This is a genomic window from Enterococcus sp. DIV0691 (genome assembly GCF_051711145.1).
Classification (GTDB): domain Bacteria; phylum Bacillota; class Bacilli; order Lactobacillales; family Enterococcaceae; genus Enterococcus_B; species Enterococcus_B hirae.
This window is the reverse complement of sequence record NZ_JBIOLY010000001.1, coordinates 844,652-868,300: the sequence shown is the minus strand read 5'-3', so window position 1 is coordinate 868,300 and position 23,649 is coordinate 844,652. Positions and strand designations below refer to the sequence as shown.

General features: G+C 36.9%; 22 protein-coding genes. 3 read left to right on the top strand and 19 right to left on the bottom strand.

Features of this window, described 5'->3' with window-relative positions; translation table 11 throughout:
* Positions 1 to 107 precede the first annotated feature (107 nt).
* The 3 genes from IGJ11_RS03960 to IGJ11_RS03950 form a co-directional block, all read right to left on the bottom strand.
* Positions 108 to 788: a YcjF family protein gene (locus IGJ11_RS03960; RefSeq protein WP_207433213.1), complete on the bottom strand. Its 681-nt coding sequence runs from the start codon at positions 786 to 788 to the stop codon at positions 108 to 110.
* Between the two features lie 386 nt (positions 789 to 1,174).
* Positions 1,175 to 1,753, bottom strand: coding sequence for a lytic polysaccharide monooxygenase auxiliary activity family 9 protein (locus tag IGJ11_RS03955; protein WP_010719701.1), 579 nt, complete (start codon positions 1,751 to 1,753; stop codon positions 1,175 to 1,177).
* Positions 1,754 to 1,830: 77 nt separating this feature from the next.
* On the bottom strand, positions 1,831 to 3,384 hold the full coding sequence (locus IGJ11_RS03950; protein WP_178286514.1) for a carbohydrate-binding protein: 1,554 nt from the start codon (positions 3,382 to 3,384) through the stop codon (positions 1,831 to 1,833).
* 329 nt (positions 3,385 to 3,713) lie between these two features.
* Here IGJ11_RS03950 and IGJ11_RS03945 point away from each other — a divergent pair, with 329 nt between their 5' ends.
* Complete coding sequence (locus tag IGJ11_RS03945; RefSeq protein ID WP_053765637.1) at positions 3,714 to 4,184, top strand: TspO/MBR family protein; 471 nt, start codon at positions 3,714 to 3,716, stop codon at positions 4,182 to 4,184.
* A 54-nt stretch (positions 4,185 to 4,238) separates the two neighbouring features.
* Here IGJ11_RS03945 and IGJ11_RS03940 read toward each other — a convergent pair whose 3' ends face one another.
* The 5 genes from IGJ11_RS03940 to IGJ11_RS03920 all read right to left on the bottom strand — a co-directional run bounded on the left by IGJ11_RS03940 (position 4,239) and on the right by IGJ11_RS03920 (position 12,351).
* Positions 4,239 to 5,456, bottom strand: a complete 1,218-nt coding sequence (locus IGJ11_RS03940) for an LCP family glycopolymer transferase (protein WP_010738153.1) — start codon at positions 5,454 to 5,456, stop codon at positions 4,239 to 4,241.
* 346 nt (positions 5,457 to 5,802) lie between these two features.
* Positions 5,803 to 7,287 (bottom strand): Mur ligase family protein, encoded by a 1,485-nt coding sequence (locus IGJ11_RS03935; protein ID WP_207433177.1) that lies wholly within the window; start codon positions 7,285 to 7,287, stop codon positions 5,803 to 5,805.
* A 31-nt stretch (positions 7,288 to 7,318) separates the two neighbouring features.
* Positions 7,319 to 7,558, bottom strand: coding sequence for a hypothetical protein (locus tag IGJ11_RS03930; protein ID WP_034698894.1), 240 nt, complete (start codon positions 7,556 to 7,558; stop codon positions 7,319 to 7,321).
* Between the two features lie 22 nt (positions 7,559 to 7,580).
* On the bottom strand, positions 7,581 to 9,245 hold the full coding sequence (locus IGJ11_RS03925) for a hypothetical protein (RefSeq protein WP_207433167.1): 1,665 nt from the start codon (positions 9,243 to 9,245) through the stop codon (positions 7,581 to 7,583).
* 91 nt (positions 9,246 to 9,336) lie between these two features.
* Positions 9,337 to 12,351: an adhesive domain-containing protein gene (locus tag IGJ11_RS03920; RefSeq protein WP_438772347.1), complete on the bottom strand. Its 3,015-nt coding sequence runs from the start codon at positions 12,349 to 12,351 to the stop codon at positions 9,337 to 9,339.
* Between the two features lie 511 nt (positions 12,352 to 12,862).
* Here IGJ11_RS03920 and IGJ11_RS03915 point away from each other — a divergent pair.
* Positions 12,863 to 14,311 (top strand): helix-turn-helix domain-containing protein, encoded by a 1,449-nt coding sequence (locus tag IGJ11_RS03915; RefSeq protein ID WP_207433138.1) that lies wholly within the window; start codon positions 12,863 to 12,865, stop codon positions 14,309 to 14,311.
* Between the two features lie 98 nt (positions 14,312 to 14,409).
* Here the strand turns inward: IGJ11_RS03915 and IGJ11_RS03910 are convergent, their stop codons facing one another.
* The 3 genes from IGJ11_RS03910 to IGJ11_RS03900 all read right to left on the bottom strand — a co-directional run bounded on the left by IGJ11_RS03910 (position 14,410) and on the right by IGJ11_RS03900 (position 15,904).
* Positions 14,410 to 14,610: a cold-shock protein gene (locus IGJ11_RS03910; protein ID WP_010719711.1), complete on the bottom strand. Its 201-nt coding sequence runs from the start codon at positions 14,608 to 14,610 to the stop codon at positions 14,410 to 14,412.
* Between the two features lie 123 nt (positions 14,611 to 14,733).
* Positions 14,734 to 15,342: a superoxide dismutase gene (locus tag IGJ11_RS03905; RefSeq protein WP_207433136.1), complete on the bottom strand. Its 609-nt coding sequence runs from the start codon at positions 15,340 to 15,342 to the stop codon at positions 14,734 to 14,736.
* Positions 15,343 to 15,439: 97 nt separating this feature from the next.
* Complete coding sequence (locus IGJ11_RS03900; protein ID WP_010719713.1) at positions 15,440 to 15,904, bottom strand: GtrA family protein; 465 nt, start codon at positions 15,902 to 15,904, stop codon at positions 15,440 to 15,442.
* Between the two features lie 240 nt (positions 15,905 to 16,144).
* Between IGJ11_RS03900 and IGJ11_RS03895 the strand changes: the two genes are divergently transcribed.
* The gene (locus IGJ11_RS03895; RefSeq protein WP_025480226.1) at positions 16,145 to 16,942 is read left to right on the top strand and encodes a DUF1189 domain-containing protein; all 798 of its coding nucleotides are present in this window, start codon (positions 16,145 to 16,147) and stop codon (positions 16,940 to 16,942) included.
* Positions 16,943 to 17,042: 100 nt separating this feature from the next.
* Here IGJ11_RS03895 and IGJ11_RS03890 read toward each other — a convergent pair whose 3' ends face one another.
* The 8 genes from IGJ11_RS03890 to mltG form a co-directional block, all read right to left on the bottom strand.
* On the bottom strand, positions 17,043 to 17,990 hold the full coding sequence (locus IGJ11_RS03890) for a phosphoglycerate dehydrogenase (RefSeq protein ID WP_207433134.1): 948 nt from the start codon (positions 17,988 to 17,990) through the stop codon (positions 17,043 to 17,045).
* A gap of 128 nt (positions 17,991 to 18,118) precedes the next feature.
* Complete coding sequence (locus IGJ11_RS03885) at positions 18,119 to 18,412, bottom strand: HesB/YadR/YfhF family protein (RefSeq protein WP_010719716.1); 294 nt, start codon at positions 18,410 to 18,412, stop codon at positions 18,119 to 18,121.
* 12 nt (positions 18,413 to 18,424) lie between these two features.
* Positions 18,425 to 19,090, bottom strand: coding sequence for a potassium channel family protein (locus tag IGJ11_RS03880; protein ID WP_010719717.1), 666 nt, complete (start codon positions 19,088 to 19,090; stop codon positions 18,425 to 18,427).
* 85 nt (positions 19,091 to 19,175) lie between these two features.
* The gene (locus IGJ11_RS03875) at positions 19,176 to 19,808 is read right to left on the bottom strand and encodes a response regulator transcription factor (protein WP_010719718.1); all 633 of its coding nucleotides are present in this window, start codon (positions 19,806 to 19,808) and stop codon (positions 19,176 to 19,178) included.
* A gap of 6 nt (positions 19,809 to 19,814) precedes the next feature.
* Complete coding sequence (liaS, locus tag IGJ11_RS03870) at positions 19,815 to 20,882, bottom strand: two-component system sensor histidine kinase LiaS (protein ID WP_010719719.1); 1,068 nt, start codon at positions 20,880 to 20,882, stop codon at positions 19,815 to 19,817.
* Positions 20,879 to 21,610, bottom strand: a complete 732-nt coding sequence (liaF, locus tag IGJ11_RS03865; protein ID WP_010719720.1) for a cell wall-active antibiotics response protein LiaF — start codon at positions 21,608 to 21,610, stop codon at positions 20,879 to 20,881. The genes liaS and liaF overlap by 4 nt, the downstream gene beginning before the upstream one ends.
* 230 nt (positions 21,611 to 21,840) lie before the next feature.
* Positions 21,841 to 22,320, bottom strand: a complete 480-nt coding sequence (greA, locus tag IGJ11_RS03860) for a transcription elongation factor GreA (RefSeq protein WP_010719721.1) — start codon at positions 22,318 to 22,320, stop codon at positions 21,841 to 21,843.
* Positions 22,321 to 22,462: 142 nt separating this feature from the next.
* Positions 22,463 to 23,641, bottom strand: coding sequence for an endolytic transglycosylase MltG (mltG, locus tag IGJ11_RS03855; RefSeq protein WP_010738164.1), 1,179 nt, complete (start codon positions 23,639 to 23,641; stop codon positions 22,463 to 22,465).
* Positions 23,642 to 23,649: the final 8 nt, after the last annotated feature.

The window sequence follows — 23,649 nt, the reverse complement described above, 5'->3', positions numbered from 1 at the left end:
AAAAAACATCCAAAACACAGCTCTGTGTTTTGGATGTTTTTGTTATGCAATAGTTCATGATTGTCCACTTTTTTAATTCTTACTAATTCAATTTATCCACTAAATATTTACTTTTTGATACTTTTTAATGCACGAAACAATGTCTGGGATTGTCCTTTGAATGACATGACTTGTTCAAATATATCTTCCCCATCATTCAGCATCTTTACGGTGGTCCACCCTAGTGATTCGGTGATGGCACTTGCAACAGTGGCATTGATCGCTGCCCCTGTAACAGTTCCAACTGCTGGTACAAATTTGACAATATTTCCGACAGCACTTCTTCCTAAACTGACTACTACAAGTTCTTTAGAAACACTTTTCCCTAAACTTTCTGACCAAGGTTGTCCAAAAAGTTTATGTAGCCGAGCCATCATAGTCAATTGAACTGGAACTAATAAAAACGCATCTGAAAAAGGGATTGGAGAGCAACCGATGATTGCAGCTGTTAACGAAGCCGCGTGAATGATCCTATGACTTTTTTTGCGTGTCGTTTCATCGACTCCTTTTAAGAAATCTTTAAATACATGATCAAATTTTGCTTGATTTTTTGCAAGGATTTTTTCTGCTACGATTTTCGATTGGTCATAAGCATTAAGGATCACTCTAGCTGATTTTTGTGGCATTTTTTTTAACACTTCAGCAAAGAAAGAGTCGAACTCTTGCTGGTCAAGTGTTTCTTTAGCAAGTGGTGCAACATGATTAGTTTCATCGCTTGTATCTTGCGTATTCTTCTTAAAAAATCTCATCATACTTTTCCCCCTACTAAAAACTACCAATACTCCATTTAATGAAGCATTGTTGTAGCTCTATCATACATTAAACCTTTCCTTAACCAAAATCATTCACTCATGAACAAAAGAAGGTTGAAACAACAATGTTTAGCATCAAGAATTTAGAACGAATTTCCGAAAACTGCTTCTCAAATTTAAAGATGAAAATCTCGAAACAGCTTCTCATGTTTTGAAAAATTCAGGCTTATTTCGAGGAGCTGATGATTGAACACCATTTACACATTTTTAGAAATAAAGAGACTGAAGCAAGTTTTGCCTCAGTCTCCTACACTTGTCTTTGAATAATTGGTATTTCTAGCACATATTCGCTGAAATTGAACCCAAAAGATTCTTATGTTTTATTATTGAATATTCGCATCAATTACTTGATAAAAAGCATTGGTTGTATCACTAATATTCCATACAGCCAAGATCACGTGATAGCCTTTGCGATCTTTTGGAATATTGATTGTTTGTTTGACAGTTTGTGGCGGTCTTGCACCTTTGTCATCAATTTTTGATATCAATTCAAAATCACTGATTTTCAATGGTGCATTAGGATTCCAACCAGTTTTAGTGATATAGTAATCCCAAGTACTTGTACTATGCTGCGCAGTTAAAAACCAAGTAATATTCAAGTTGCCAGTATTGATGATATTTTTATGCCATCTAGTTGCTGTTTGCTCATCTAGTGGCTCAAATCCAGTAACCCCAGCACTTGCTATTTTCCCATCAATAAAGGTATTTTTTGGTGCTTCAATACTTTGTGGCTCCCACTCTGCTCGTCCAACATTTTGGTTCAAATTACCAGCTGCTGCAGTTCCGAAATAAGCACGACTTCCAGGTGAGGTAATATAGCCATGAGCATAGCCAGATGCACCGAATCCAAACAAACCTAACATAACAACGCCAACAAACATTAAGATATTAACCTTTTTCATGATGAACCTCCCATTCATTGATAGGTTCATTGTAAGCGCTTTTAAGAAAAGAATCAAACATTATGCTTTTATAACTTTTAATAGATTCTTACCCATAAAGCTTCTGTAATATCTGGTTGCCAGCCACTATTTGATACATGTGCTTGGATACAGCGATAACGATGTCCTTTATAAGTAACGATATCGCCTATTTTATATGATTTTCCGATAACCCAAGTATCACCTTGCGTACTTTCACTTGTGGTTTTCACTGAGATTGCTTGGCTAAAGTCAGAGGTTCCTGCAGCGTTAACTGCTTTAATTTTATAGCTGTAGGTTGTATTTGCTTGTAAATTTTGATCTTTAAATGTATTCGTTGCACTTGTAGCGATGCGAATATTGTTTCGATAAACTTCATAATGAGTGACTTTTTCTTTTGAAGCATTATTAGTCCAGTTTAAAGTCACTGAATTTTGCGTAACATTACTACTAGTTAAATTTACCGGAATTGATGGTTTAGTTAGCGTTTCTACTGGGTCATTTTCTCCACCAGTCGTTCCATCAGTGAATTGTTGGGCAACAGTTAAGAACTCATATTGATTTTTGACTTGACCTTGACCACCATCGACCATGGCATCACGGTTCATTGACCAATAAGAAACCATCCCGAGTTTTCTTGATTTTGCATGTTGGACGATTTTATTGAACATATCAGTTGTAAAGTATGGATGTGTGTCTCCTTCAAATCCAACGGAAGGGGTTGTTCCTAATTTAGCATAAGCTTGAGCATCAGTTAACGTTTTGTTCGCATAACGTTTGTAGTAATCTTGTAATTGTTTTTTCGTATTGTCCACTGCATCTAGTGAACCTTGCGCATAATCGGGAACAACGCTACCGTAACACATCGTCATGATATTAACGGTAGTTAGATCAACACCTGCCTCAAGATAGGCTTGCAAGACAGATAAACCTGTAGATACCAATCCAAAGTCCATCACTGGTAATGTAAGGGTCACACTAACACCTGTTTCATCTTGGACTTTTTTAATCGCTTTAGCATTAGCTAAATTATGCGCATAATTCATTGCCCCAGCTTCTACGTCGAAATCAACACGAGTTAATCCATAACCATCAATAATTTCTTTATAAGCATTTGCTAAAATGGTTGAATCTTGTGTTGTTTCCCAAAATGCGCCAGAATTTAGACCACCAAATGATACAGCAACATCGCCACCAACTTCTCTTAATTCACGAATGGATTTTTTGATTCCTTCATATTGCCATTGATCGCTATCACTTTCGCTTAAGCCTCCAAATCCACCCCAGGCCCAGTCGATCTTGCCATTTTTAATACCTCTTGATTGCATGAATCCTAAATTGAAGAATTTTTGTCCAGTGCTTTTTGCCACTGCAGCTAAATTAAGCGCTCCGTTATTTGATAGATTGCTGCCTGAAACATATGCCGTCATATCGACAAATGGTGCTACTACTTGATCCGCCCATTTGATCCCTTGACCAACGCCAAAACCAGCTTGCTTGTTCGTACTTTGTTCTGTCGCAAACGCCTCTTCCATATTCAATAATAATGGCGCAATCATCAGACTACAAAGAGCTGCTCCCGCTAACATTTTTTTGATTCTTTTATTTCCCATATCTTCTTCTCCTCTCGTGATCAGTGCTATTATCATCTGTTTTGTAATCGATTACATATATTATCTTATCAGATAAATAACATCAAAAATAACAATAAATTTAACAATTAACGTTATTTAATCTAATTGACTATTTTCTTTAATAATGTTCGGAGTTACAACATTACAACGACAATGCTTTTCTTTATTCAATAAGAGATAGGGGTTAATATTCTAATATAATAACTGATTTAAAATAACTAAACCAAAAGTATAACCTTCCAAATCAAATTCAAGTATGTTTAAAACGTTCATGGTAAACTAGAATTATAGAAAGGAGTTAAAACAATATGGCTATACTGAAAGATTATCGTTTTTGGGTTTGTACTGTTGGCATAGTGATTTTAGGTTTCTTATCGGGGATACTAAGTGGTAATCCAGGTAGTTATTATTATTCACTTGAGCTACCTCCTTTTGCACCACCTAGTTGGATCTTTGGTCCTATGTGGACAGTGCTGTACATTTTAATGGGAATTTCGTTATATTTACTATTGGTAATGAAAAACAAAAGAGTCAAACAAAAATTAATTACATTATTTGTTATTCAATTTGTATGTAATTTTATCTGGTCTGCTTTGTTTTTCAACTTGCAAAACACCTTGATTGCTGCACTAGATATTACTTTATTAGTGGTCCTTCTCTCCATACTGCTTTATCAACTATGGAACCACTATCGCTTAGTGATGTGGTTACTGGTACCATATTATCTCTGGGTATTATTTGCTACGCTTCTCAACTATTCTATTTTATTTTTAAACTAGTAAAAAAAAAGCATCCGCACAGTCGGTTATGACTGTTGCGAATGCTTTTTTTACTTAATACCCATTTCCATAATTATATCCTTGTTCATTATTTTCTTGTTGGTAAGTTTGTTCATTGTTTTGGTTGTAATTCTGATTGTAGTTCTGATTGCCGTACTGATCATAATTTTGATCGGCGCTTTGATTGTATTCTTGATTATACTCGTTGTACTGATTTGTTGTTTGCGAATTTCCTGAATAAGTTGAGTTATTCTCACTTGTCGCAGTCTCGTTCGAATCTTCAGCGGATTGCGAGTCATTGTAGAACATGATAGAAGCATTGTCATTTTTTAAATTAGGTAATGTCTTACTTGGTTTGATGTTTAATTGTTTTTTCAATTCGTTTTGGATACTTAATAAATCATTTTCACCTAAAATTTGATAGTAAATACTATCAATGGTTGCATCTTTACCTTGCAATTGATCTTGTTTGATCGTTTCAAATGCTGGTGTGTAATTGGTTGCTACATCTAGCATATCATCCCAATCTAGGTCAGTTGTGACATTTTTTTCGACCGCTTTTAAAATTTTCCGATAATTGCTGACACCATCTAAACTCAATACTTTATTAACAATTTTGGTAACGACTTCACGCTGTCGTGCTTGACGTCCGATATCCCCCTTAGGATCTTCGTGACGCATCCGTGAATAAGCAAGGCCTTTCTTACCATCTAATACTTGTTTACCTACAGGAACATGAACACCATCTAATGTAAAATCAATTTTATTATTGACTTCCACACCTCCGACAGCATTGATCAAATCTTCCATTCCATCTAAATTAATGGTTACATAATGGTCAATGGGGATATCGAGTAACTGTTCGATTGAGTCCATGGCCATTTCAACGCCTCCAAAAGCATAGGCGTGATTCAACTTATCAACAGTACCATGACCAACGATATTGGTATAGATATCACGGTCTAAGCTGACGATCGTTGATTTTTTTTGTTGGGGATTCACCGTTACCACCATCATTGTATCCGATCTTCCTTGTTCGGTTCTACCTAATCCGCCAGTATCCAGTCCTAACAAAAGGACAGAAAAAGGTTCTTTATCGTCAATACTCACTTTATCTTTACGCTTTGTTGACTGACGATTCGATCCCTTGGATATTTGATTGACTGTTTGGTTTGCTTCACCCATGAGTTTAATTCCATAAGCTGAGACTCCGCCAATAAAAACAACGAGAATTCCCAGTAAAGCTATTACGACTTTTTGCCACCGCTTCATAATGCACCTCTATCTCACATTTTCTTAAAATATTTTCTCATACAACTAATAAATCAGCAAACTACCTATTTAATCATAATAAAACTTTAAAAAAATAGTCGTGAATAAAAAACTAATTAATATGTAATTTTTTGAATTCTTAATTATCATACCATAGCATCATTACAGAGAAAAGCTTGAATCTAAGTATTTCAAAACGCTTTTATTTTGAAGTACTGAAATGCCTCTTACTCGTTCTCTTTCTTAATTACAATGGTCATCTTGGATCTGTCGTTTTATTTGCAAAAAAAGAAACGATGCCATTCAGCAGACATTGTCTCTTTTTTACAAATTGATACCACCTATTTTATACAGCTTTTAACTGTTTTTTATTAGCGATTTTACGGATGTAACGATCTATATCATGAAAATCACTCCCTGTTACAGACCCCTTCGCTAAAATTAGACTGTCTTCGATTAGTAATTCCTCTAGATAATCACTTAACTCTTGTAAAGTAGCGACCCATTTGAATCGTTGATCTTGTATTTGTTCTTCCTCAAAAATCTTTTTAAAATGCTCACCATAACCTAAGATATGATCTGCTCCACAATGTTCCATCGAATCTTTCAGTGATTCATGGATTACTTGTGCAGTACTTCCTAAGTCAGCAATCTGTCCAAGTACCAAAATACTTTTTCCTTGATAAAAGGTTCGAACTTCATCAAAATAATCGATAGCATTTTTCATCGCAGGCAAAGAAGCATTATGGGTGTCGTCAATAAATGTGAAATTCGTTCCATTCAAGGAAGCATAATTCGTTTTATCGAGAATCTTAGACAATGGCTTAAATGTAGTAAATGCTGGCAGATACGATCGAATGTCGCCTTTTATTTTCCAGACTGTCAATAAAGCAGCAAAAGCATTAGAAATCATACCTGCAGAAGCAACTGACAAGTTCATCGAAAATTCTTGTCCTAAAAAAGAAAATAAAATTTCACAATACTCTCTTTCTTGTCTCGTTTCAATTAAGAAGACATCCTTTGTTTGATCATACAAAGAATACGTGAGAATCTCTGCTGTTCTTTTTTTGGCTGCTGTCATTAGAATCGCTAGTTCTTCCTCACCAATATCTGTATTGATGATTGCAGTGCCATCTTGCTTCAGTCCTTCAAAAATTTTTGCCTTATGTCGTGCCACTCCGATAGTATCTTTTAATGAACTAAGGTGTGCTTCTCCAATTGAGGTTACAATCGCAATCTCTGGTTGCACTAAATTAGACATTGATCCAGTGTCATAAGAGTTCAACGCATTGACAGAGACTTCTAAGTTCAACATATCTGGCTCACTTATTAGCTTGCTTAGATATAGAGGAATCGCAAAACGTACATTGTGGTTCCCACGATTTTCTAACACTTTTTCATTTTGGAATAAATGTGAGATCATCATTCGTGTGGATGTTTTTCCTGCCGAACCAGTGATTGCTACAATTGGTTGTAAATAATTGCTTCGGATTTTCTCTGAAATTTGTAGTAAAAATTCCCAACTATTTTTAACAATAAATTGAGGCGTTCTCACAGCTGGGTCATCAATGGGGATTTCAGTAATGATTAAACCAAACTCATTTTCCCTTCCTTTGATTTGCTCGTTCCCATCTCGCCAAGCCACTGTCTTTCGATTGATGTAACTTCTTCTTTCTGGTGTCAAACAAACAAATGCTGTGGTATTATAATTGGTTCTTTTGTTTAAATGTCCAGAAAAGTACTCAAAGTTGTTAATTATTTGATCAAGATGGTCGTACTTTTGTAAATACGCACCATCGATATCAGCCAATAATTCTTGGATCTTCCACATTCTTTTACACCTACTTTGTTCTAGATTCTCTCTACCATTTTCCTCGTCTTGGTCTTGCTTGATTCACATACCTTGTTGCTGTTTTTTCAATTCTCTGTGGCGAGTCATCTTGATCTTCTTCCCAAGGATACAACCCCTCTTCATTTTTTTGATACTGACTCCAATCATTTTCTAAAGTTTCTGATTGATGGTCTTTTTTCTTTTTCAGCCGAAACCCTAAATAGGAAAGACCAATCAATGCTAAAGCAGCAAATCGAATATAACCAACCATTATCTTCACTCCTCTTCTCTTTTTAAAGGCATAAGTAATTGATCAAACCAGATAGAAAATGCTCTGCATCATCTATTCTCATACGGAAACGATCATGACGCGCAAAAAAACCATATTTGATCACTTGCGGTTGTTTGAAAAACTGTGCAAACTCTGGAAACATGACTCCTGTTGTGATTTCATGTAACACTCTTTTTTTCATTACCGTATTGATTCGTGCTTTCGTTTCAAAAAATTCTTTTTCTATCGGAAAAAGCTTATCTTTTAAGGGACTTCTTTCTAATTTGCTGATCATTTTTGAGGCTGCTACTAGTAACTCAAGCATGGTTGGATAAGCTGTATCTCGTTGATCGATAAAGTTGATGTTGACCATTGCATTCTTAATACCAAATTCATAGTAAGTATCTTTTTCTTGATATTTAAGCATCTCATTCGTTGCATAACTTAACCAGTGGTCATGGTATTTTTGATAATTATTTGCGACAAATTGTTCCATCAATCCTTCACAAATCTCAAAAATCTCAATTTGTTTTAAAATCGCATGTGCTCTTAAGAGGGAAAACAGAATTTCACCATCATAATAAATAATTCTAAAACGCTCTTTTGTCATTAATTCGGCATTCAACACATGGATCGTCTGATCATCTGGAGTGATAAATTTTTCTGAAACAGTCGTGATTAAACGACTAAGGGAACTATGAAAGATGGTCTCTTTAGTCACTTCTGAATATTTTGCTAAAGCCAAGATTGCTGTCGCCTGGGCTCCTAACTTATACTCTACTTTTTTATTCAAGTAATCTTTAATCAACAGCTGACCATTGACTTCAGAAGTAAGATTTTCCAATCCCCATAGTAATCCTTCTTTGACTCGTTGCATCAATTCCTGGTCGGATAAATATTCTGCCGATTCAGCTAATGCGTACAAAGATGAAAAATGGCGAACCGAATTATACCCTTTTAGTAACTGATCATAGCAAGGATAATAGCCATAAATGAATTTACCAGTAGGAGTCAACTGTTTGGTTAAATAATTCGTTCCTTGTTCAATCACTAGTTCCGTAATATCATCAAGATTTTCTGTAGTCACTTCTCTGACTTGATTGCCATTGCCATAATCTTTCAAAGGGAATACTTCACCATTTTCAAAATAGAAGGAGGCTGTTTCAAAAAAATAACACTTTGAACGCTCTAAGTAGCTTAAATCACTTTCTTCACGTCCATATTTACGCTTGACATAGCCACGGTAATTTTGGGAATCAATGTGTAACTCAGGATGATTTTTTCCAACTATATGTGCTTTACTTGGTTTAATGATTGCATTTGCTACTAATTCTTCTTTTAAAAAACTTCTTTTTCTGATTCCATCTATTCGCAAATTAAAATCGATGTAATTATTCCTTTTTATTTTGTTTAACCGTTCTTTGACTTGTTGAATATCAACTTGCTCTTCTTTCGTCACTACATCCAACCTCAGATACGTTTCTGTCTCAAAATGATAGGTTCGATAAGCTGTTAGAAAATTATTCCAAATTGTTTTTAGATTGTTTCCGTAAAATTCATAAGTCTTACCACGCTTACTAAAATCTCCTACGGATACGATTAATAATTTTTTCTCCGTATGAATGACTACTTTTTCAAGTACTTCTTGGATGGTTGCTAAATCATTTTTATCTGTTTGAACTGGCATAGACTCACCCCTATCAAGAATAAAGAGGTTATAACTACATCCATTATGATTTTTAAATCTATTTCTATAGTTATAACCTCTCCGTTAATTATTAGTTATTCTTTTTATTTCTTTTCATTTTCCAAATACCCATTCCCGAAATCAACGATACTAAGCCACCTAACCAAGAAACAGATGAACTTACCGTATCAGAGGTTTTAGGATACATTTTTAGTGTTGAGCCGTCATGGTAATTCAATGGTTTTGTATGACTTGTCCCACCATAGTGCAAAGGTAATTGTGGTGGATTTGAACCTGATCCACCAGAAGTATTGATTGGCACCATTCCTGGGTCGCCGTTCTGATCCGTATCTGTACCATTTCCTGCACTTCCCATGCCGGCATCTGCATCGGCATCCGCATCAGCGTCGGCATCGGCATCGGCATCAGCGTCAGCATCGGCATCCGCATCGGCGTCAGCATCGGCGTCGGCGTCAGCATCTGCATCAGCGTCGGCATCTGCATCGGCATCCGCATCAGCGTCGGCATCCGCATCCGCATCAGCGTCAGCATCGGCATCGGCGTCGGCATCGGCGTCGGCATCAGCGTCAGCGTCGGCATCGGCGTCGGCATCGGCATCAGCGTCGGCGTCGGCATCAGCGTCAGCATCTGCATCAGCGTCGGCGTCAGCGTCAGCATCCGCATCCGCATCGGCGTCAGCATCTGCATCTGCATCCGCATCGGCATCAGCGTCGGCATCTGCATCTGCATCAGCGTCGGCATCAGCGTCGGCATCGGCGTCGGCATCGGCGTCGGCGTCGGCGTCAGCGTCAGCATCGGCGTCAGCATCCGCATCGGCATCGGCGTCAGCATCTGCATCAGCGTCGGCGTCAGCATCGGCATCCGCATCGGCGTCCGCATCTGCATCAGCGTCGGCGTCGGCGTCAGCGTCGGCATCGGCATCGGCGTCAGCATCTGCATCCGCATCAGCGTCGGCATCCGCATCGGCATCTGCATCAGCATCAGCATCAGCATCGGCATCGGCGTCAGCATCTGCATCTGCATCTGCATCTGCATCTGCATCCGCATCAGCGTCGGCATCTGCATCGGCATCGGCGTCCGCATCGGCGTCAGCATCAGCGTCGGCATCAGCGTCAGCGTCGGCGTCAGCATCAGCATCAGCGTCAGCATCTGCATCCGCATCGGCGTCAGCATCCGCATCGGCGTCGGCATCCGCATCGGCATCGGCGTCTGCATCTGCATCAGCGTCAGCATCTGCATCCGCATCCGCATCGGCGTCCGCATCCGCATCGGCATCCGCATCGGCATCGGCGTCGGCATCGGCGTCCGCATCAGCATCAGCATCGGCATCCGCATCCGCATCAGCGTCGGCGTCGGCATCCGCATCGGCATCGGCATCAGCGTCAGCGTCAGCATCGGCATCCGCATCGGCGTCCGCATCCGCATCGGCATCGGCATCGGCATCGGCATCGGCGTCAGCATCGGCATCGGCATCGGCATCTGCATCAGCGTCTGCATCCGCATCGGCGTCTGCATCGGCGTCTGCATCGGCATCGGCGTCTGCATCAGCGTCGGCGTCTGCATCGGCATCGGCATCGGCGTCCGCATCGGCATCGGCATCGGCGTCCGCATCAGCATCAGCATCGGCGTCGGCGTCTGCATCAGCATCAGCATCGGCATCTGCATCTGCATCTGCATCGGCGTCTGCATCAGCATCGGCGTCTGCATCCGCATCCGCATCAGCGTCAGCATCGGCGTCGGCTTCTTCATCGTCTGGGATCACAGCAGCAGCTGGTAAACTTGGATTGTCATTTTCATCATACGCGATTAATTGGATGTCTTCTAAAGGTGACACATCTGTGGCTGCAATTGGAATCGTAAAGTTTCCATTTTCATCAGCCTGTCCTTCTGCAATCAAATTATTCTCTTGATCATAAATACGAACTGTTGCATTAGGATCTGCCATCCCAGTTACTTCATAACCATCAGTTGAGTTCCCTGTAACAACAACATTATATGGTGGTGTTACTTCAGCAGCTTGATAAAAAACTGGCGAATAGCCATCAGAGCTAGAGGCGATATCGATAGATAAAACATCTGCTTTTACAATATTTCCAACGAAGCCAGCTTCATAAGGAACAGACATATCTACTCCGGCTGCCGCTAAATCACTATAATTAGGATCCTGAATCAATGTCGGAATCGTGACCGTCGTTTCACCTAATACGCTCGCATCAGCTAATGTTCCAATCAATGATGACCCCACACCAACTAAACCTGTTGCAGTAGCAAAAGTAAGATTAAACGCTGGTTTAATCGTTGCGGACAACGCTGTATTGATCGTACCTGCTGCTATCGTACCAAGAGCACCGCTTCCTGCATTCGGTGTCGCTTGGATTGCTTGGACAGCATCATTGATTCCATCTAAAATTTCAGTCAGCCCTTCTCGAATAATTGTTTCTAATGAGCCATCTAATTCACCATAGATATATTCGTCCCCTTGCATTTGAAGATTCAAAGCTACTTCAGCTGACGTCAATGTACTAAGGTTCTCTAATAATGCTAGTTGAGCATACACTTCATCTAAATTGACTGATGCCAACGGGTTAAGGTTAACAATGTTTTCAACAGCAGACACTAGGGTAGTTACCGCCCCATCTACAATCGACAATAGTGGTTGTAGTTCTTCTCCTGGTAACAAAATATCTGTTTGGAAAGTACCCGTCCCATTTGGATTAACTAAACCTTGCATTTCAGTTGGGATTGCTAAAACTGCTCGTCTCGAGCCATTTAGAACACTTAGATCAATCCCATTATTAGCTGAAATAACAAAATCAACATTACGAGTCGTTCCAGCCAATGGAAAAGGTGCACTTGCTGTTGTTCCACTGGTATTAGACGTCGTTAGATTATTGAACAACTGGCCACTAATCAAGTCAGCATATACTTGTTGTGAACCCACAGTAAACAACGGTGTAGCAATTGAAATAGGTGCTGTCCCCAACAGCATCCCTGCAGCAATAGACGTTCCTACTAATAAGTATTTTTTGGATCGACGTTTAGCTCTAGCTTTTTGATCCATACTTTTTTTATAATCCTTTTTCATTTTTTTCCCCCTTAGATGCTTCCATTATTTACTTATGCTTTATCCCCCACTTAATCAATCACTAACAACAATTATTTCCGCTAGGAACTGGCCTCCTTTCTTTTTGTCAAAAAGATATCTTTCTGAAAAAACTTCAGTTAACTTAAGTTACAAAGATTTTAGCAATCGTTAAATTAAAAATCTATTATTAAGTTTTAATCTTTTTAAAATAACTTTATTATTTTAAAAATAAAAAGGAACTGTAGCAAATATGTAAAAATATTGCATAACATTTCGTTTTTATGCTTGGATAAATTATAATGTCATTAAGGAATTTCTCTATCTGTACATTCATGAAAAAAACTAACAGCCCAAATTAAAATAACGTATTTTTCACTTATTTTTTTGGCTATTTTTTATAAAAAATGATTATAATAAATTTTTTTCTCATTTTTCGTAAAAAAAAATGACAAAATTTAATAATTTGTCATTCGGAAAATTTCGAGTATAAAAATATAGGAGGGAAAAATAAATGAATTTCTCTGTCATGTTAGAAAGGAATATCCAAGTCCAATTAACGATCTTGGACAACTTATATCGCTCACAAGTTACTTGTACGTTAGAGGAATTATCGAAAACAGCTCATTGTGACAAACGTTCTGTGCTTCATCAATGTGACTATCTTAAGGTTTTATCTGACGATCACATCACAAAAAGTACAAAAGGCTTCACTTTTTCTGGAACGATCAGTGAGTATCAACTATTACTACTAAAAATCTTGGAACATTCCGCCATCTTTCAATTGTTAAAAGACCTTTGTCTTCAACCTAGAGTTGATCTGGTTTCCTTTGCCACAGAGCAAAAGATTAGTATTCCCTCCTTAAGAAGACATCTTACTCGAATCAATCAGTTGCTTACTACCTATCAATTACAATTAAAGACTTCAAAAGGCTTCGTGTATCTCAAAGGTAGTGAACCACAAGTCCGTTATCTTATTTATTTATTTTTGTGGCAATACTATCAAGGGGTCGTTTGGCCCTTTCCAACCGTTGATTTTCATGAAACCTTTGCAGGGATTGAGTATGCTTTTCAGCTGACAAAACAAAAACCAAATAAACTGAAAATGATTGAATGGTGCTTTATTATTGCTATCACTTTCGTCCGATCAGCACAAGGAAATCAGATGAATCAGAGAGAACTTCCTGATTTTACAGAAGAGATTTGGGATAGCTTTGAAGAGATTACCCATTTCCTTAAACGAATGAGCGTGAAAGCCAAGCTCGATCTTTTGGAAGTCCAATTTTTATTTCTTTGGTTACAAGCACGCCCAGCTTTTTATTTAAAAGATGATCACTTAGAACGAGCCATGAAATTCCATCTAAAAAAAGCCACAGCGATCAAACAATTTCAAAATAGTTTCTATAGCTATATTTATGAAATTGGGTTTAAATCTACACAAATCAACCTAAAGAAAAAATTACTAAATAGTACGATCTTTGCCAACGGGATGAGCGGGCTGTTGTTCCACCGATTTTCCACCATTAAACATGACTTATCAGTCTTTGTAGAAGAAAATTACCCAGCATTCAATCGAGAAATCAATCAATTAGCTTCCCAATTCCAAAAACAGCAACAAGAGCTGTATTGGGTACAATCCTGTCATTTGATCGAAGCTTTTATGATCATTACTTCTCCAACATACTTTGATAAAGAAATAAAGATAAAGTACGAAAGTGACTTGCCATTAAGTATTGAACTGAGTTATATGAGTATGTTGCAAGAACAATTACGAGTTTACTTAAATGTGGTTTTTACAAATGATCTTTTGTTTGAGCCAGACTTAATCATTCGAACAACCGATATGCCGTTAAAGATCCTGACCTATGAAGAAACAATCCCGTGTTTAGTCGCTCCGACTGATATGTCTAGTGAGCAGATTTATCTATTAAGCCAAAAAATCAAGAAACTAGTCAACGAATAACTAACTTGGGTTTTTATAAAATAAAAAAAAGATGGCAGACGCCATCTTCTTTTTATTATTTGAATAGACCGCTAAGCGGGCTTTTCTTCAACAAGTTATTATAATTTAGTCACTTCAGCAGCTTGAGGGCCACGTGCGCCTTCAACAATTGCAAATTCAACTTCTTGACCTTCTTCTAAGCTCTTGAAGCCGTCTCCTTGAATTGCTGAAAAATGTACGAACACATCGTCTCCGCCGTCTACTGTAATAAACCCAAATCCTTTTTCATTGTTGAACCATTTAACTGTTCCATGTTCCATAAATGTATAGCCTCCAAAAAAGTTCTTGCAAGAAACCTTGCATAAATATTATACCGAATTTAGAAAACGCTCGCAAGACTTGCTCAATTTATTTTTCATTCTTTTTTTTAGGCTTGAAAATGATTATTTGGCAGTTGATAATTGATTGTTTACTTCTTCCCAGTTCACAACGTTCCAGAAAGATTCAATGTAATCAGGTCGTACATTCTTATATTTCAAATAATACGCATGTTCCCAAACATCTAAACCTAAAATAGGTGTTTTGCCTTCCATTAATGGTGAATCTTGATTGGCTGTTGAAGTGATCGCTAATTTACCATTTTCCATCACTAACCAAGCCCAACCTGAACCAAAACGGCCAGCTGCAGCTTTTTTAAATTCTTCCTTAAATGTTGCAAAATCACCAAAGGCTTCATCAATCGCTTCTTTAATTGCACCAGTTGGTTCGCCACCAGCATTTGGTGCCATGATTTTCCAGAAGAAAGAATGGTTTGCATGTCCGCCACCATTATTACGTACAGCAGTCTTGATATCTGTAGGGACAGCATCCATATCAGAAAGTAGTTCTTCGATTGTTTTTTCACCTAGTTCTGGATGTTTTTCAATCGCTGCATTTAAATTTGTTACATAAGTATTATGGTGTTTGTCATGATGCAAGTGCATCGTTTCTTCATCGATATAAGGTTCTAACGCATCGAATGCATATGGTAAATCTGGTAATGTGTAAGTCATAAAAAAATTCCTCCTCAATGTGTTTGTTCATAGTGTCTACACTACAAAGAGTAACAAAGAGCAAGGAATTCTTCAAAAATTATGCCTACTGTGGATTTTACTTCTCTTTTTCAGGAAGTTCTTCCTCAATAATGGTTGTCCCTTTAAAAATAAACAATTTACTAAAGACATAATTGGCGACTACCACGATGACTTGGGTAATAATCTTAGCCACATAATCATTTGTGTGCATCACCTGAATCAGCAGCAACATGGAACCCATATCCATACCATAAGAAAGAATCCGATAGAACAAAAATTTACTAAATTCAATAACTAAATGAAAAAAATTAGGTGACTTGGAATGAAATACCCATAATTTGTTCGTTACAAAAGCAAATAAAACAGAACAAATCCAAGAAATAGTATTCGCTATCGGCATACTTAGATGGAGCATCTGTAATGCAATTGCAAAAGTAACGATATTCACGACTGTTGCTAAACCACCAAAAAATAGGTAAATAAATATTTCCCAGTAACCTTTTTCTTCTAAAAATTGTCTCACTCGATAATAAAAATTCATCGTTCATCCTACCTTACTAATCAATTCTTATTCATCATACCTTATTTGTCTCTGGTTTTCATCTTTATTCCTTAAATTCATCTTTGTAACTAGCAAATTTTAACATTCTCGTTATTTTTTATAAAAGCAGGTTCTCACATGAACCTTAAAGGAAGATTGCCAATTGGTATTTCCCCTTGTATTTCTTCTAAGACTTCGCTAGAATTGCTAATGATGACATTATGTATAGAAGGAGTAACTATGACAACAAAACAATTAATTATCAGCTCATTCACGCAATTTAAAGAGCTCAAAAATGCTAGAAAAACCCCGTTTGCTAAATCGGTTCTTTATCTTTTGGTCCTTAGCATCATCATGGCTTTGCCTATTTCCTATCAAGTGTTTCAAGTGCTAGAAAACATCAAACAAGATGGTCAGAAAATTGCCACCAAGATTCCAGATTTTTCCATAAAAAACGGGAAAATTGATGCAGCAGATCATGAAGGTTTCATCTATCAAACAAATTCTATCATCTTTACTTTTGATCCGGAAGGCAAACGATCTGAAAAAGATATTACTTCTGACTTAGTCGGAAATTTTCTTAGTGTTGGACTACTAAAAAATAAACTCGTCGTAGCTTTGCCTAATACCGGTACTACTTTTCTAAACAATAACTCACTTGAACTTGACTATAAAAATGATGCCTTAAAAAATCTAACAGGAAAACAATTGCGTACAACCTTAAGTGAAGCAACAATTCCATTTTGGATCAAGATAGTGACTTTCTTAATTTCTATTTATCCAAGCTTTTTGAATTTAATCGTTACTTTACTTTTAGCTAATTTTGCAGCTTATATTTATGCACGCTTACGTTTGACTGGCGCTTCATTTCTTGATTGTTTAAAAACGATGATCTATTCAATCACCCTACCAACAGTCTTAGCCACGATCTTAATGATTTTCTTACCGGCTTTTGACACAAGTGCTTTTATCGCAATAGCAGGACTTTTTATTTTTGCACAGGCGGTAAAAGGCTGGCCAAAAAGCCAAATGATGTAGTTCACGAATGTCAAACATAGGAAACGACTTTCTTCGATTAGGCGGCAACGCTAGTCAAAGAAAGTCGTTTTTTAATGTCAACTATTTTTCTAAGTAAGGATCAATATCCTTTTTGTAATGCCACTTCATTTATCTTAAGCTCTTGATTTGTGACATAGCTTTTAAGATTGGCTAGAAAGATTGTCATTAACTTATTTTGAAAATCTGAGGTTAAGCCAGCGATATGCGGCGTAATCAATACTTGATCCATTTCCCACAATGGGCTTTTTTCAGGTAATGGTTCTTCTTCAAAAACATCCAATGCTGCAAAGGCGAGTTGTTCTTCATTTAATGCCTGAACTAAATCAGCTGTTTTTAAAGAAGCCCCACGTCCAACGTTGATGAATAACGCATGGGAAGCGAATTTTTTGAATAATTCATAATTAAAGAAGCCCTTAGTCTGCTCTGTCAGAGGCAAAATATTTACAATGATATTCATATCAGCTACTACTTTTTCCACTTCGTTTAAGGAATACGTTTGACTGAATCCTTCTACTGGATGCCCGGTAGTATTTATCCCATAACTGACCATAGAAAAGCTGTCTGCTTTCTCAGCAACCATCTTGCCGATTTGCCCCGTTCCGATGATCAATAATTTTTGTTTTTCTAATGGCTGATAATGGACATGAGTTCCTAACCATTCTTTCTTTGCTTGTGCTTTTTGTGCTTGGAACAGCCCTCGAGAATAGCCTAAAATCACTCCCATGATGTGTTCAGCTATTGATTCACTATGAATACCACTACCATTTGAAAGTAAGATCCCTTTTTCAGAAAATGCCGTTAGTGGTAAAGTGTCTACCCCTGCCGAGATCGAATGTACCCATTTTAACCCTGGAGATGCTAATAGCTCTCTTTCGTATTGGCGATTCCACCCTAAACTAATTTCAACATTCATCAAATCTGTAGGTTCAAGCTCAGTTTTTATGACATAATTAGGCGCTAATTCAGTCATTTTATCAATAAATTCTTGTCTAAATCCTCGATCTAAATAAATAATTTTTTCTGCCATCTTAGTTACGCATCCCTTCTATTACTAATTGTAATCAAGTGTTTCGTGACTCAGTCTTATGAAAAAAGAGGTAAATATAAAAAAGGAGTTTTCCAAGCTAATGGTAGCTAAAGAAACGCTCCTTTGTTTTATTGTTCTTTGAAATGATAAGTTGGCTCATTTAAAGATGCATCATAATCAACAACAAGATCATACCCCTTGAAAAACCAGTCATCTGCTTCTTCAATAAAAAACAGCATCCCGTCAATGGTTTCTTCTTTGATTGGTCGTTCAGGCTGTTCGACAGACATTCCGATAGAAAAACCATCATGTACTTCTGTCTTGCCGTAGACTTTCCCAAAAAAACGAATCCCATAATTTTCAGGGATAGTTACTTCCTCTTCGAACCATTTACGTGCATTATCTGTTACTGATAATTTCATTCCTGCATCTCCTTATTGATTCATTTTATCGTCTAATATATCTACATCTTCGGTTTCCCCAATTACTAATAAATTATCATTTTCTCTGACATATTCATCTGCTGAAGGTGAAACAACGACCGAACGATCAAAGCGTCGAATTGCTACAACTGTTAGATCATAACGTTGCCTAAAATTCAGCTCCGCTAATGTTTTATTAAAAAATTTGGGATTAGAAACTCGAATTTCTGCAAGAGAAAATTGATCCGATAGTTCTAAGTAATCCAATATATTTTTTGAAACAAGATTATGAGCAATACGAATCCCCATATCTCTTTCCGGGTGAACCACACGATCTGCTCCGATTTTTTCTAACACTCTTGCATGATATTCATTTTGAGCTTTAGCTAAGATGTTGGGAACTCCCATCTCTTTGACCATTAATGTAACGAGGATACTTGCTTGGATATCTTCACCGATTGCAATGATCACATGATCAAAATTTCTGATTCCTAGTGAACGCAATGTCATTTCATCTTGTGCATTTGCTACAACTGCATGAGTAGCGATATTCATATATTCATTGACTCGATCTTCATTGCTATCAATAGCTAATACTTCTTGTCCTGCTTCAACTAAGGTTCGGCAAATACTGCCACCAAATCGTCCAAGCCCGACAATTGCAAAATTTTGTTTCACTTGCTTCCTCCCTTACCTATTTTATTTAAGTATAGCAAAGGCTTTCTAAAAACGAAAGTAAGCTTTCTTTTGTAGAATAAACAATTTATTTAACTAATCCATGTTTGAAAGCATAAATAGCTGCTTGCGTTCGATCTTCTACTTCTAATTTTGCTAATATATTTGAGACATGGGTTTTGACTGTTTTTAAAGTAATAAATAATTCATCTGCGATCTCTTGATTGCTTTTTCCTTCTGCTATCAGCATCAGGATTTCATTTTCGCGTTTTGTCAATTCTTCATGAAGAATTGGCTCGTTTCTCTTACTTATTTTTTCCATCATTTTTGTTGTTACTTCAGGTTCTAACACTCGTTCCCCTCTTTGAGTTGCTCTGATCGCATCTGCAATTTCATGAGCGGTAGAAGTTTTTAATAGATATCCCGCTGCACCAGCTTCAATGGCTGGATAAACTTTTTCATCATCGATAAAGCTGGTCACAATAATTATTTTTGCTTCAGGCCAGTCTTTTAAAATAGCTTTAGTTGATTCAATCCCATCCATTTCTTCCATAACAAGATCCATCAAAATCACATCAGGTCGTAATTCCATTGCTTTTTCATAGCCTTCTCGACCATTTTCTGCTTCACCGATCACTTGAATGTCTTCTTGAATCGATAAATAAGAGGAAACTCCTAAGCGAACCATTTCATGATCATCTACGAGTAATACTTGTATCATTTTCAATTATGCCTCCTTGATCAAAGGAACTTTGATCTCAATACTGGTGCCTTGTCCTTTAAAACTAATAATTTTAACTGTTCCACCAATACCTGCTACTCGTTCCCTAATATTATTTAATCCATAACTACCTGTTTTCGTTTCGTTCATATTAAACCCGGTACCATCATCAATCACTCGTAACAATAAGTTATTATTGATTTTGTGTAAATAAACTTCTAATTCATTTGCTTTAGCGTGACGTAAGGTATTGGATAATAATTCTTGCACGATACGAAAAAGATGATCTTCAATCGAATTGGACAATTTTACGTCTTCGATCTCCCATTTCAATGAAATTTGAATTTTATTTTGTAGTTCTTTTAATAATTGCTCAATTCCTTGTTTCAAACTCTTCTCCTCCAGATTCACTGGGCGAAGATGAAGTAGGAGCGCGCGCATTTCAGATTGAGAAGCATTGATGATATCAGCAACCATACGTAATTGTTTGCGAAATATTTCTGAACTATCTGTTTTTTCGGCTTGTTCTGTTAAAGCAGACATCATCATCATCGCTGCAAATAATTGTTGTGAGACAGAATCATGGAGTTCCCGGGCTAAACGATGCCTTTCTAGTTCTAAGATTTCCTCTCTTGTCTGTCCATCCACATACTGGGGTCTGCTAGTGATAATTTGTAGTTCACTAGAAACTTCAATCATTTTTTCTTTTATTTTGGTTATTTCTTTATCAATATCTTGTACATAAATATCATCATTTGCACTGGGAATGGGTTCATTCAAATGACTAGACTCATAATTACCAGAAGATAATGCTCTTAATTTTTCTTCAATTTTACCATACTTTGCTTTTTGGATAAGTGATACTATCAAAAAAACCACTAATCCGACACCTAAGGCAATAGCAAACAAATGAAAAATCAGCGGCACATACAATAGTCTTGCACTTAAAATGGCACGCCACCAATTCGTTTGGTTACTTGCATAAAAATAAGTGAACAACGAAAACAAGATGATTAAAAAAGAAGCCGCTGAGGCATAGATTGCCATCATTAATTTTGATAATCTGCTCATCATACACGTATCACCTCAACGTCACCAAGTAATGTATTCGTGATGATTTTTAACCGTCTTGGGTTTTCATCATAATCGTTACTATAAATTTTGATGGATTCATTTTTTAATGAAAATTGTTCCTCTTCAAATAAAACATTTCCAACAAGTGTCGCATGCTCTAAACTGATGGCAATCCCTAAAGGTACCAAAATTCTCGTTCTGCCAATTCCTTTTCGCACAATAACGATATTATCATCCTTTGGTAACAATGTATTGCCAAGATCAATGATCGTATCCCCTGAAATTAAAGCAATATTGATGTCATCCCATTCATAAACATCATTACCAATACGTTGATTTCCAAATAATTGTTGTTTTTTTCGTTCATTATTATGTGTTTTTAATTGATCGGTTTGTACCATGATCATCTGTTTCTTTCGCCAAAAGGTATTTTTTGTTAGATCAATCCCAGAAATTTCAACCCCTTTTAGTCCGATAAACAAGATCGCAAATACTGCCATCAACCATAGTGCAGGGCTATTGACTAAACTAAAGAAAACGATCAAACTCCCTATAATCAATTGAAAATTTCGAAATCCAGATCGTGGATATTTTCTTAATGCTAAATATATGTTCAATGCACCAAACAATACGAGAAGAAGTAATTCTACGTTGTTCACAATTTGCCAAACTGCAAATAGTAATAATAAAGCCTCGACTACGATAAAAAAACGCCAAGAACTATTCATCTTTATTCTCCTTTCATGCACATTCTCATTCTATCATAGCTATTTTTTTAGAAATATACTATAGGACTTGAGATGTAAAGTTTGTCCTAAGTCAAATGGTTCTGGACACTCATTCCTTAGAAAAATAAATAAGCCGAAGAATCCCAAAAATCGGAGAAACGATTTTCTGATTCTTCGGCTTATTGCTCAAAGTTGTAGATGTCACAACTTCATTTTTGTTCAAGTATTTCTTATGCTTGCTCTACTTTAACGATTTTAACTAACATATCGCCACCAGGGGTAGCAATCGTTACTTCATCATTGACTAATTTACCAATCAAAGCTTGAGCAATTGGTGAATCATTAGAAATTTTACCAGAAAATGGATCAGCTTCTGCACTTCCTACGATTGTGTATTCTTCTTCTTCACCATCCGGTAATTCAATAAATGTCACTGTCTTACCAATTGATACTTCATCTGCATCAACACCGTCATTGTCAATGATTTGAGCAAAACGAATCATATTTTCGATTGTTGTGATTCGTCCTTCAACAAACGCTTGTTCATCTTTAGCAGATTCATACTCTGAGTTTTCAGATAGATCACCAAATCCACGAGCGATTTTAATGCGTTCAATGATTTCTCCGCGTTTAACTGTTTTTAATTGTTCTAATTCTTCTTCTAGTTTGGCTTTGCCTTCTAGAGTCATCGGGTAAACTTTCTCAACCATGTATAACGTCTCCTTCTTGATCTATGGAATACCGCAAAAAGTAATCTTTTGAGGAATATAATCCAAAAAAGATTACCACGCTTTTCCTAAAATGTAAATGTTTTTCTATTTTAAATAAATAGTCGATGATACAAATACTATTCTACGAATTATTGACATATTTATCAACTAATTCCAAATGTTCTTCGTAAGTTTTTGCAAAATAAACATCGCCTTTTTTGATATCTGCCACAAAATAGTAGTAATCATTTTGAGTCGGCTCTAATACGGCTTCGATAGCTGCTTCACTAGGGTTATCAAATGGTCCAGGACCATAACCTGTGTTCGTATATAGATTATATGGAGAGTCAACAGCCGTATCTTTATAAGATACCGTTTCTTTGTGTTCTCCCAAGGCATATAAAACAGAGATATCTGATTGTAAAGGCATATCTGCCTTGATACGGTTGAAAAATACTTGGGCGATGTTTTTACGATCGTTTTCTTTAATCCCTTCTTTTTCAACTAATGAAGCCAACGTCAGGACTTCTTGAACCGTCATATTTTTTTGTTTGATGGTTGTAAAATAAGGCTGTAACACGCTATTTGTCTTGTTTACCATCTGAACGACTAAATCTTTCAACGACATTTTTTTGTAGTAATCATAAGTAGCCGGGAACAAATAACCTTCTAAGCGATATTTGACATTTTGAGCTTTGCTCGCACTGTCCAATAAATCTGGGAATTTTTTATAAAGCTCATTGAAAAACGTTTCATCTTTCATCAAATCTAAAAATTCTTGTTTATCTTTTCCAGTGACTTTCGCTACTCTAGCAGCGATTTGTTCAATGTCGTATCCTTCCGGTATCACGACTTTGCCATCTGCTACTTTAGTTGGCTCTGAGGTGCCACCTTCTTGCAATTGTTTTCCGATCTCATCCAAAGTCATATTTGGTGCCATTTGATAATATCCAGCTTGAAAGCCAGTCATATTTTTAAATTTAGTATAGTAATTGAACACGATGCCGCTTTTAATCACTTGATCTTGTTCGAGTATCTCACCTATTTGTTTATTTGATGAACCGCTAGGTATTTCAATTTGAACAAGTTGATCATTTTTAGGATCCAATGGTTTCAACCCGCTATCCACATAGCGGTAAATAGTGAATCCAAGGACGCCTCCAATGATTAGCAACGTCAAAACGATCACTAAAATGATTTTACCAACGATTTTTTCTTCTTTTTTTCGCAAATTTTTTCTCTGATTAATGACTGCATTCTTTTCAGCAGATTGGTCTGATCTGTTTTTTTTCTCTTCTGGACGTTGTTTGTTTTCTGACAAAACAACTC

What these genes read in the sequence shown, in the direction of transcription:
- IGJ11_RS03960 (WP_207433213.1), bottom strand. Translation starts at nt 788, where the DNA reads ATGAGATTTTTTAAGAAGAATACGCAAGATACAAGCGATGAAACTAAT.
- IGJ11_RS03955 (WP_010719701.1), bottom strand. Translation starts at nt 1,753, where the DNA reads ATGAAAAAGGTTAATATCTTAATGTTTGTTGGCGTTGTTATGTTAGGT.
- IGJ11_RS03950 (WP_178286514.1), bottom strand. Translation starts at nt 3,384, where the DNA reads ATGGGAAATAAAAGAATCAAAAAAATGTTAGCGGGAGCAGCTCTTTGT.
- IGJ11_RS03945 (WP_053765637.1), top strand. Translation starts at nt 3,714, where the DNA reads ATGGCTATACTGAAAGATTATCGTTTTTGGGTTTGTACTGTTGGCATA.
- IGJ11_RS03940 (WP_010738153.1), bottom strand. Translation starts at nt 5,456, where the DNA reads ATGAAGCGGTGGCAAAAAGTCGTAATAGCTTTACTGGGAATTCTCGTT.
- IGJ11_RS03935 (WP_207433177.1), bottom strand. Translation starts at nt 7,287, where the DNA reads ATGTGGAAGATCCAAGAATTATTGGCTGATATCGATGGTGCGTATTTA.
- IGJ11_RS03930 (WP_034698894.1), bottom strand. Translation starts at nt 7,558, where the DNA reads ATGGTTGGTTATATTCGATTTGCTGCTTTAGCATTGATTGGTCTTTCC.
- IGJ11_RS03925 (WP_207433167.1), bottom strand. Translation starts at nt 9,245, where the DNA reads ATGCCAGTTCAAACAGATAAAAATGATTTAGCAACCATCCAAGAAGTA.
- IGJ11_RS03920 (WP_438772347.1), bottom strand. Translation starts at nt 12,351, where the DNA reads ATGAAAAAGGATTATAAAAAAAGTATGGATCAAAAAGCTAGAGCTAAA.
- IGJ11_RS03915 (WP_207433138.1), top strand. Translation starts at nt 12,863, where the DNA reads ATGAATTTCTCTGTCATGTTAGAAAGGAATATCCAAGTCCAATTAACG.
- IGJ11_RS03910 (WP_010719711.1), bottom strand. Translation starts at nt 14,610, where the DNA reads ATGGAACATGGAACAGTTAAATGGTTCAACAATGAAAAAGGATTTGGG.
- IGJ11_RS03905 (WP_207433136.1), bottom strand. Translation starts at nt 15,342, where the DNA reads ATGACTTACACATTACCAGATTTACCATATGCATTCGATGCGTTAGAA.
- IGJ11_RS03900 (WP_010719713.1), bottom strand. Translation starts at nt 15,904, where the DNA reads ATGAATTTTTATTATCGAGTGAGACAATTTTTAGAAGAAAAAGGTTAC.
- IGJ11_RS03895 (WP_025480226.1), top strand. Translation starts at nt 16,145, where the DNA reads ATGACAACAAAACAATTAATTATCAGCTCATTCACGCAATTTAAAGAG.
- IGJ11_RS03890 (WP_207433134.1), bottom strand. Translation starts at nt 17,990, where the DNA reads ATGGCAGAAAAAATTATTTATTTAGATCGAGGATTTAGACAAGAATTT.
- IGJ11_RS03885 (WP_010719716.1), bottom strand. Translation starts at nt 18,412, where the DNA reads ATGAAATTATCAGTAACAGATAATGCACGTAAATGGTTCGAAGAGGAA.
- IGJ11_RS03875 (WP_010719718.1), bottom strand. Translation starts at nt 19,808, where the DNA reads ATGATACAAGTATTACTCGTAGATGATCATGAAATGGTTCGCTTAGGA.
- liaS (WP_010719719.1), bottom strand. Translation starts at nt 20,882, where the DNA reads ATGATGAGCAGATTATCAAAATTAATGATGGCAATCTATGCCTCAGCG.
- liaF (WP_010719720.1), bottom strand. Translation starts at nt 21,610, where the DNA reads ATGAATAGTTCTTGGCGTTTTTTTATCGTAGTCGAGGCTTTATTATTA.
- greA (WP_010719721.1), bottom strand. Translation starts at nt 22,320, where the DNA reads ATGGTTGAGAAAGTTTACCCGATGACTCTAGAAGGCAAAGCCAAACTA.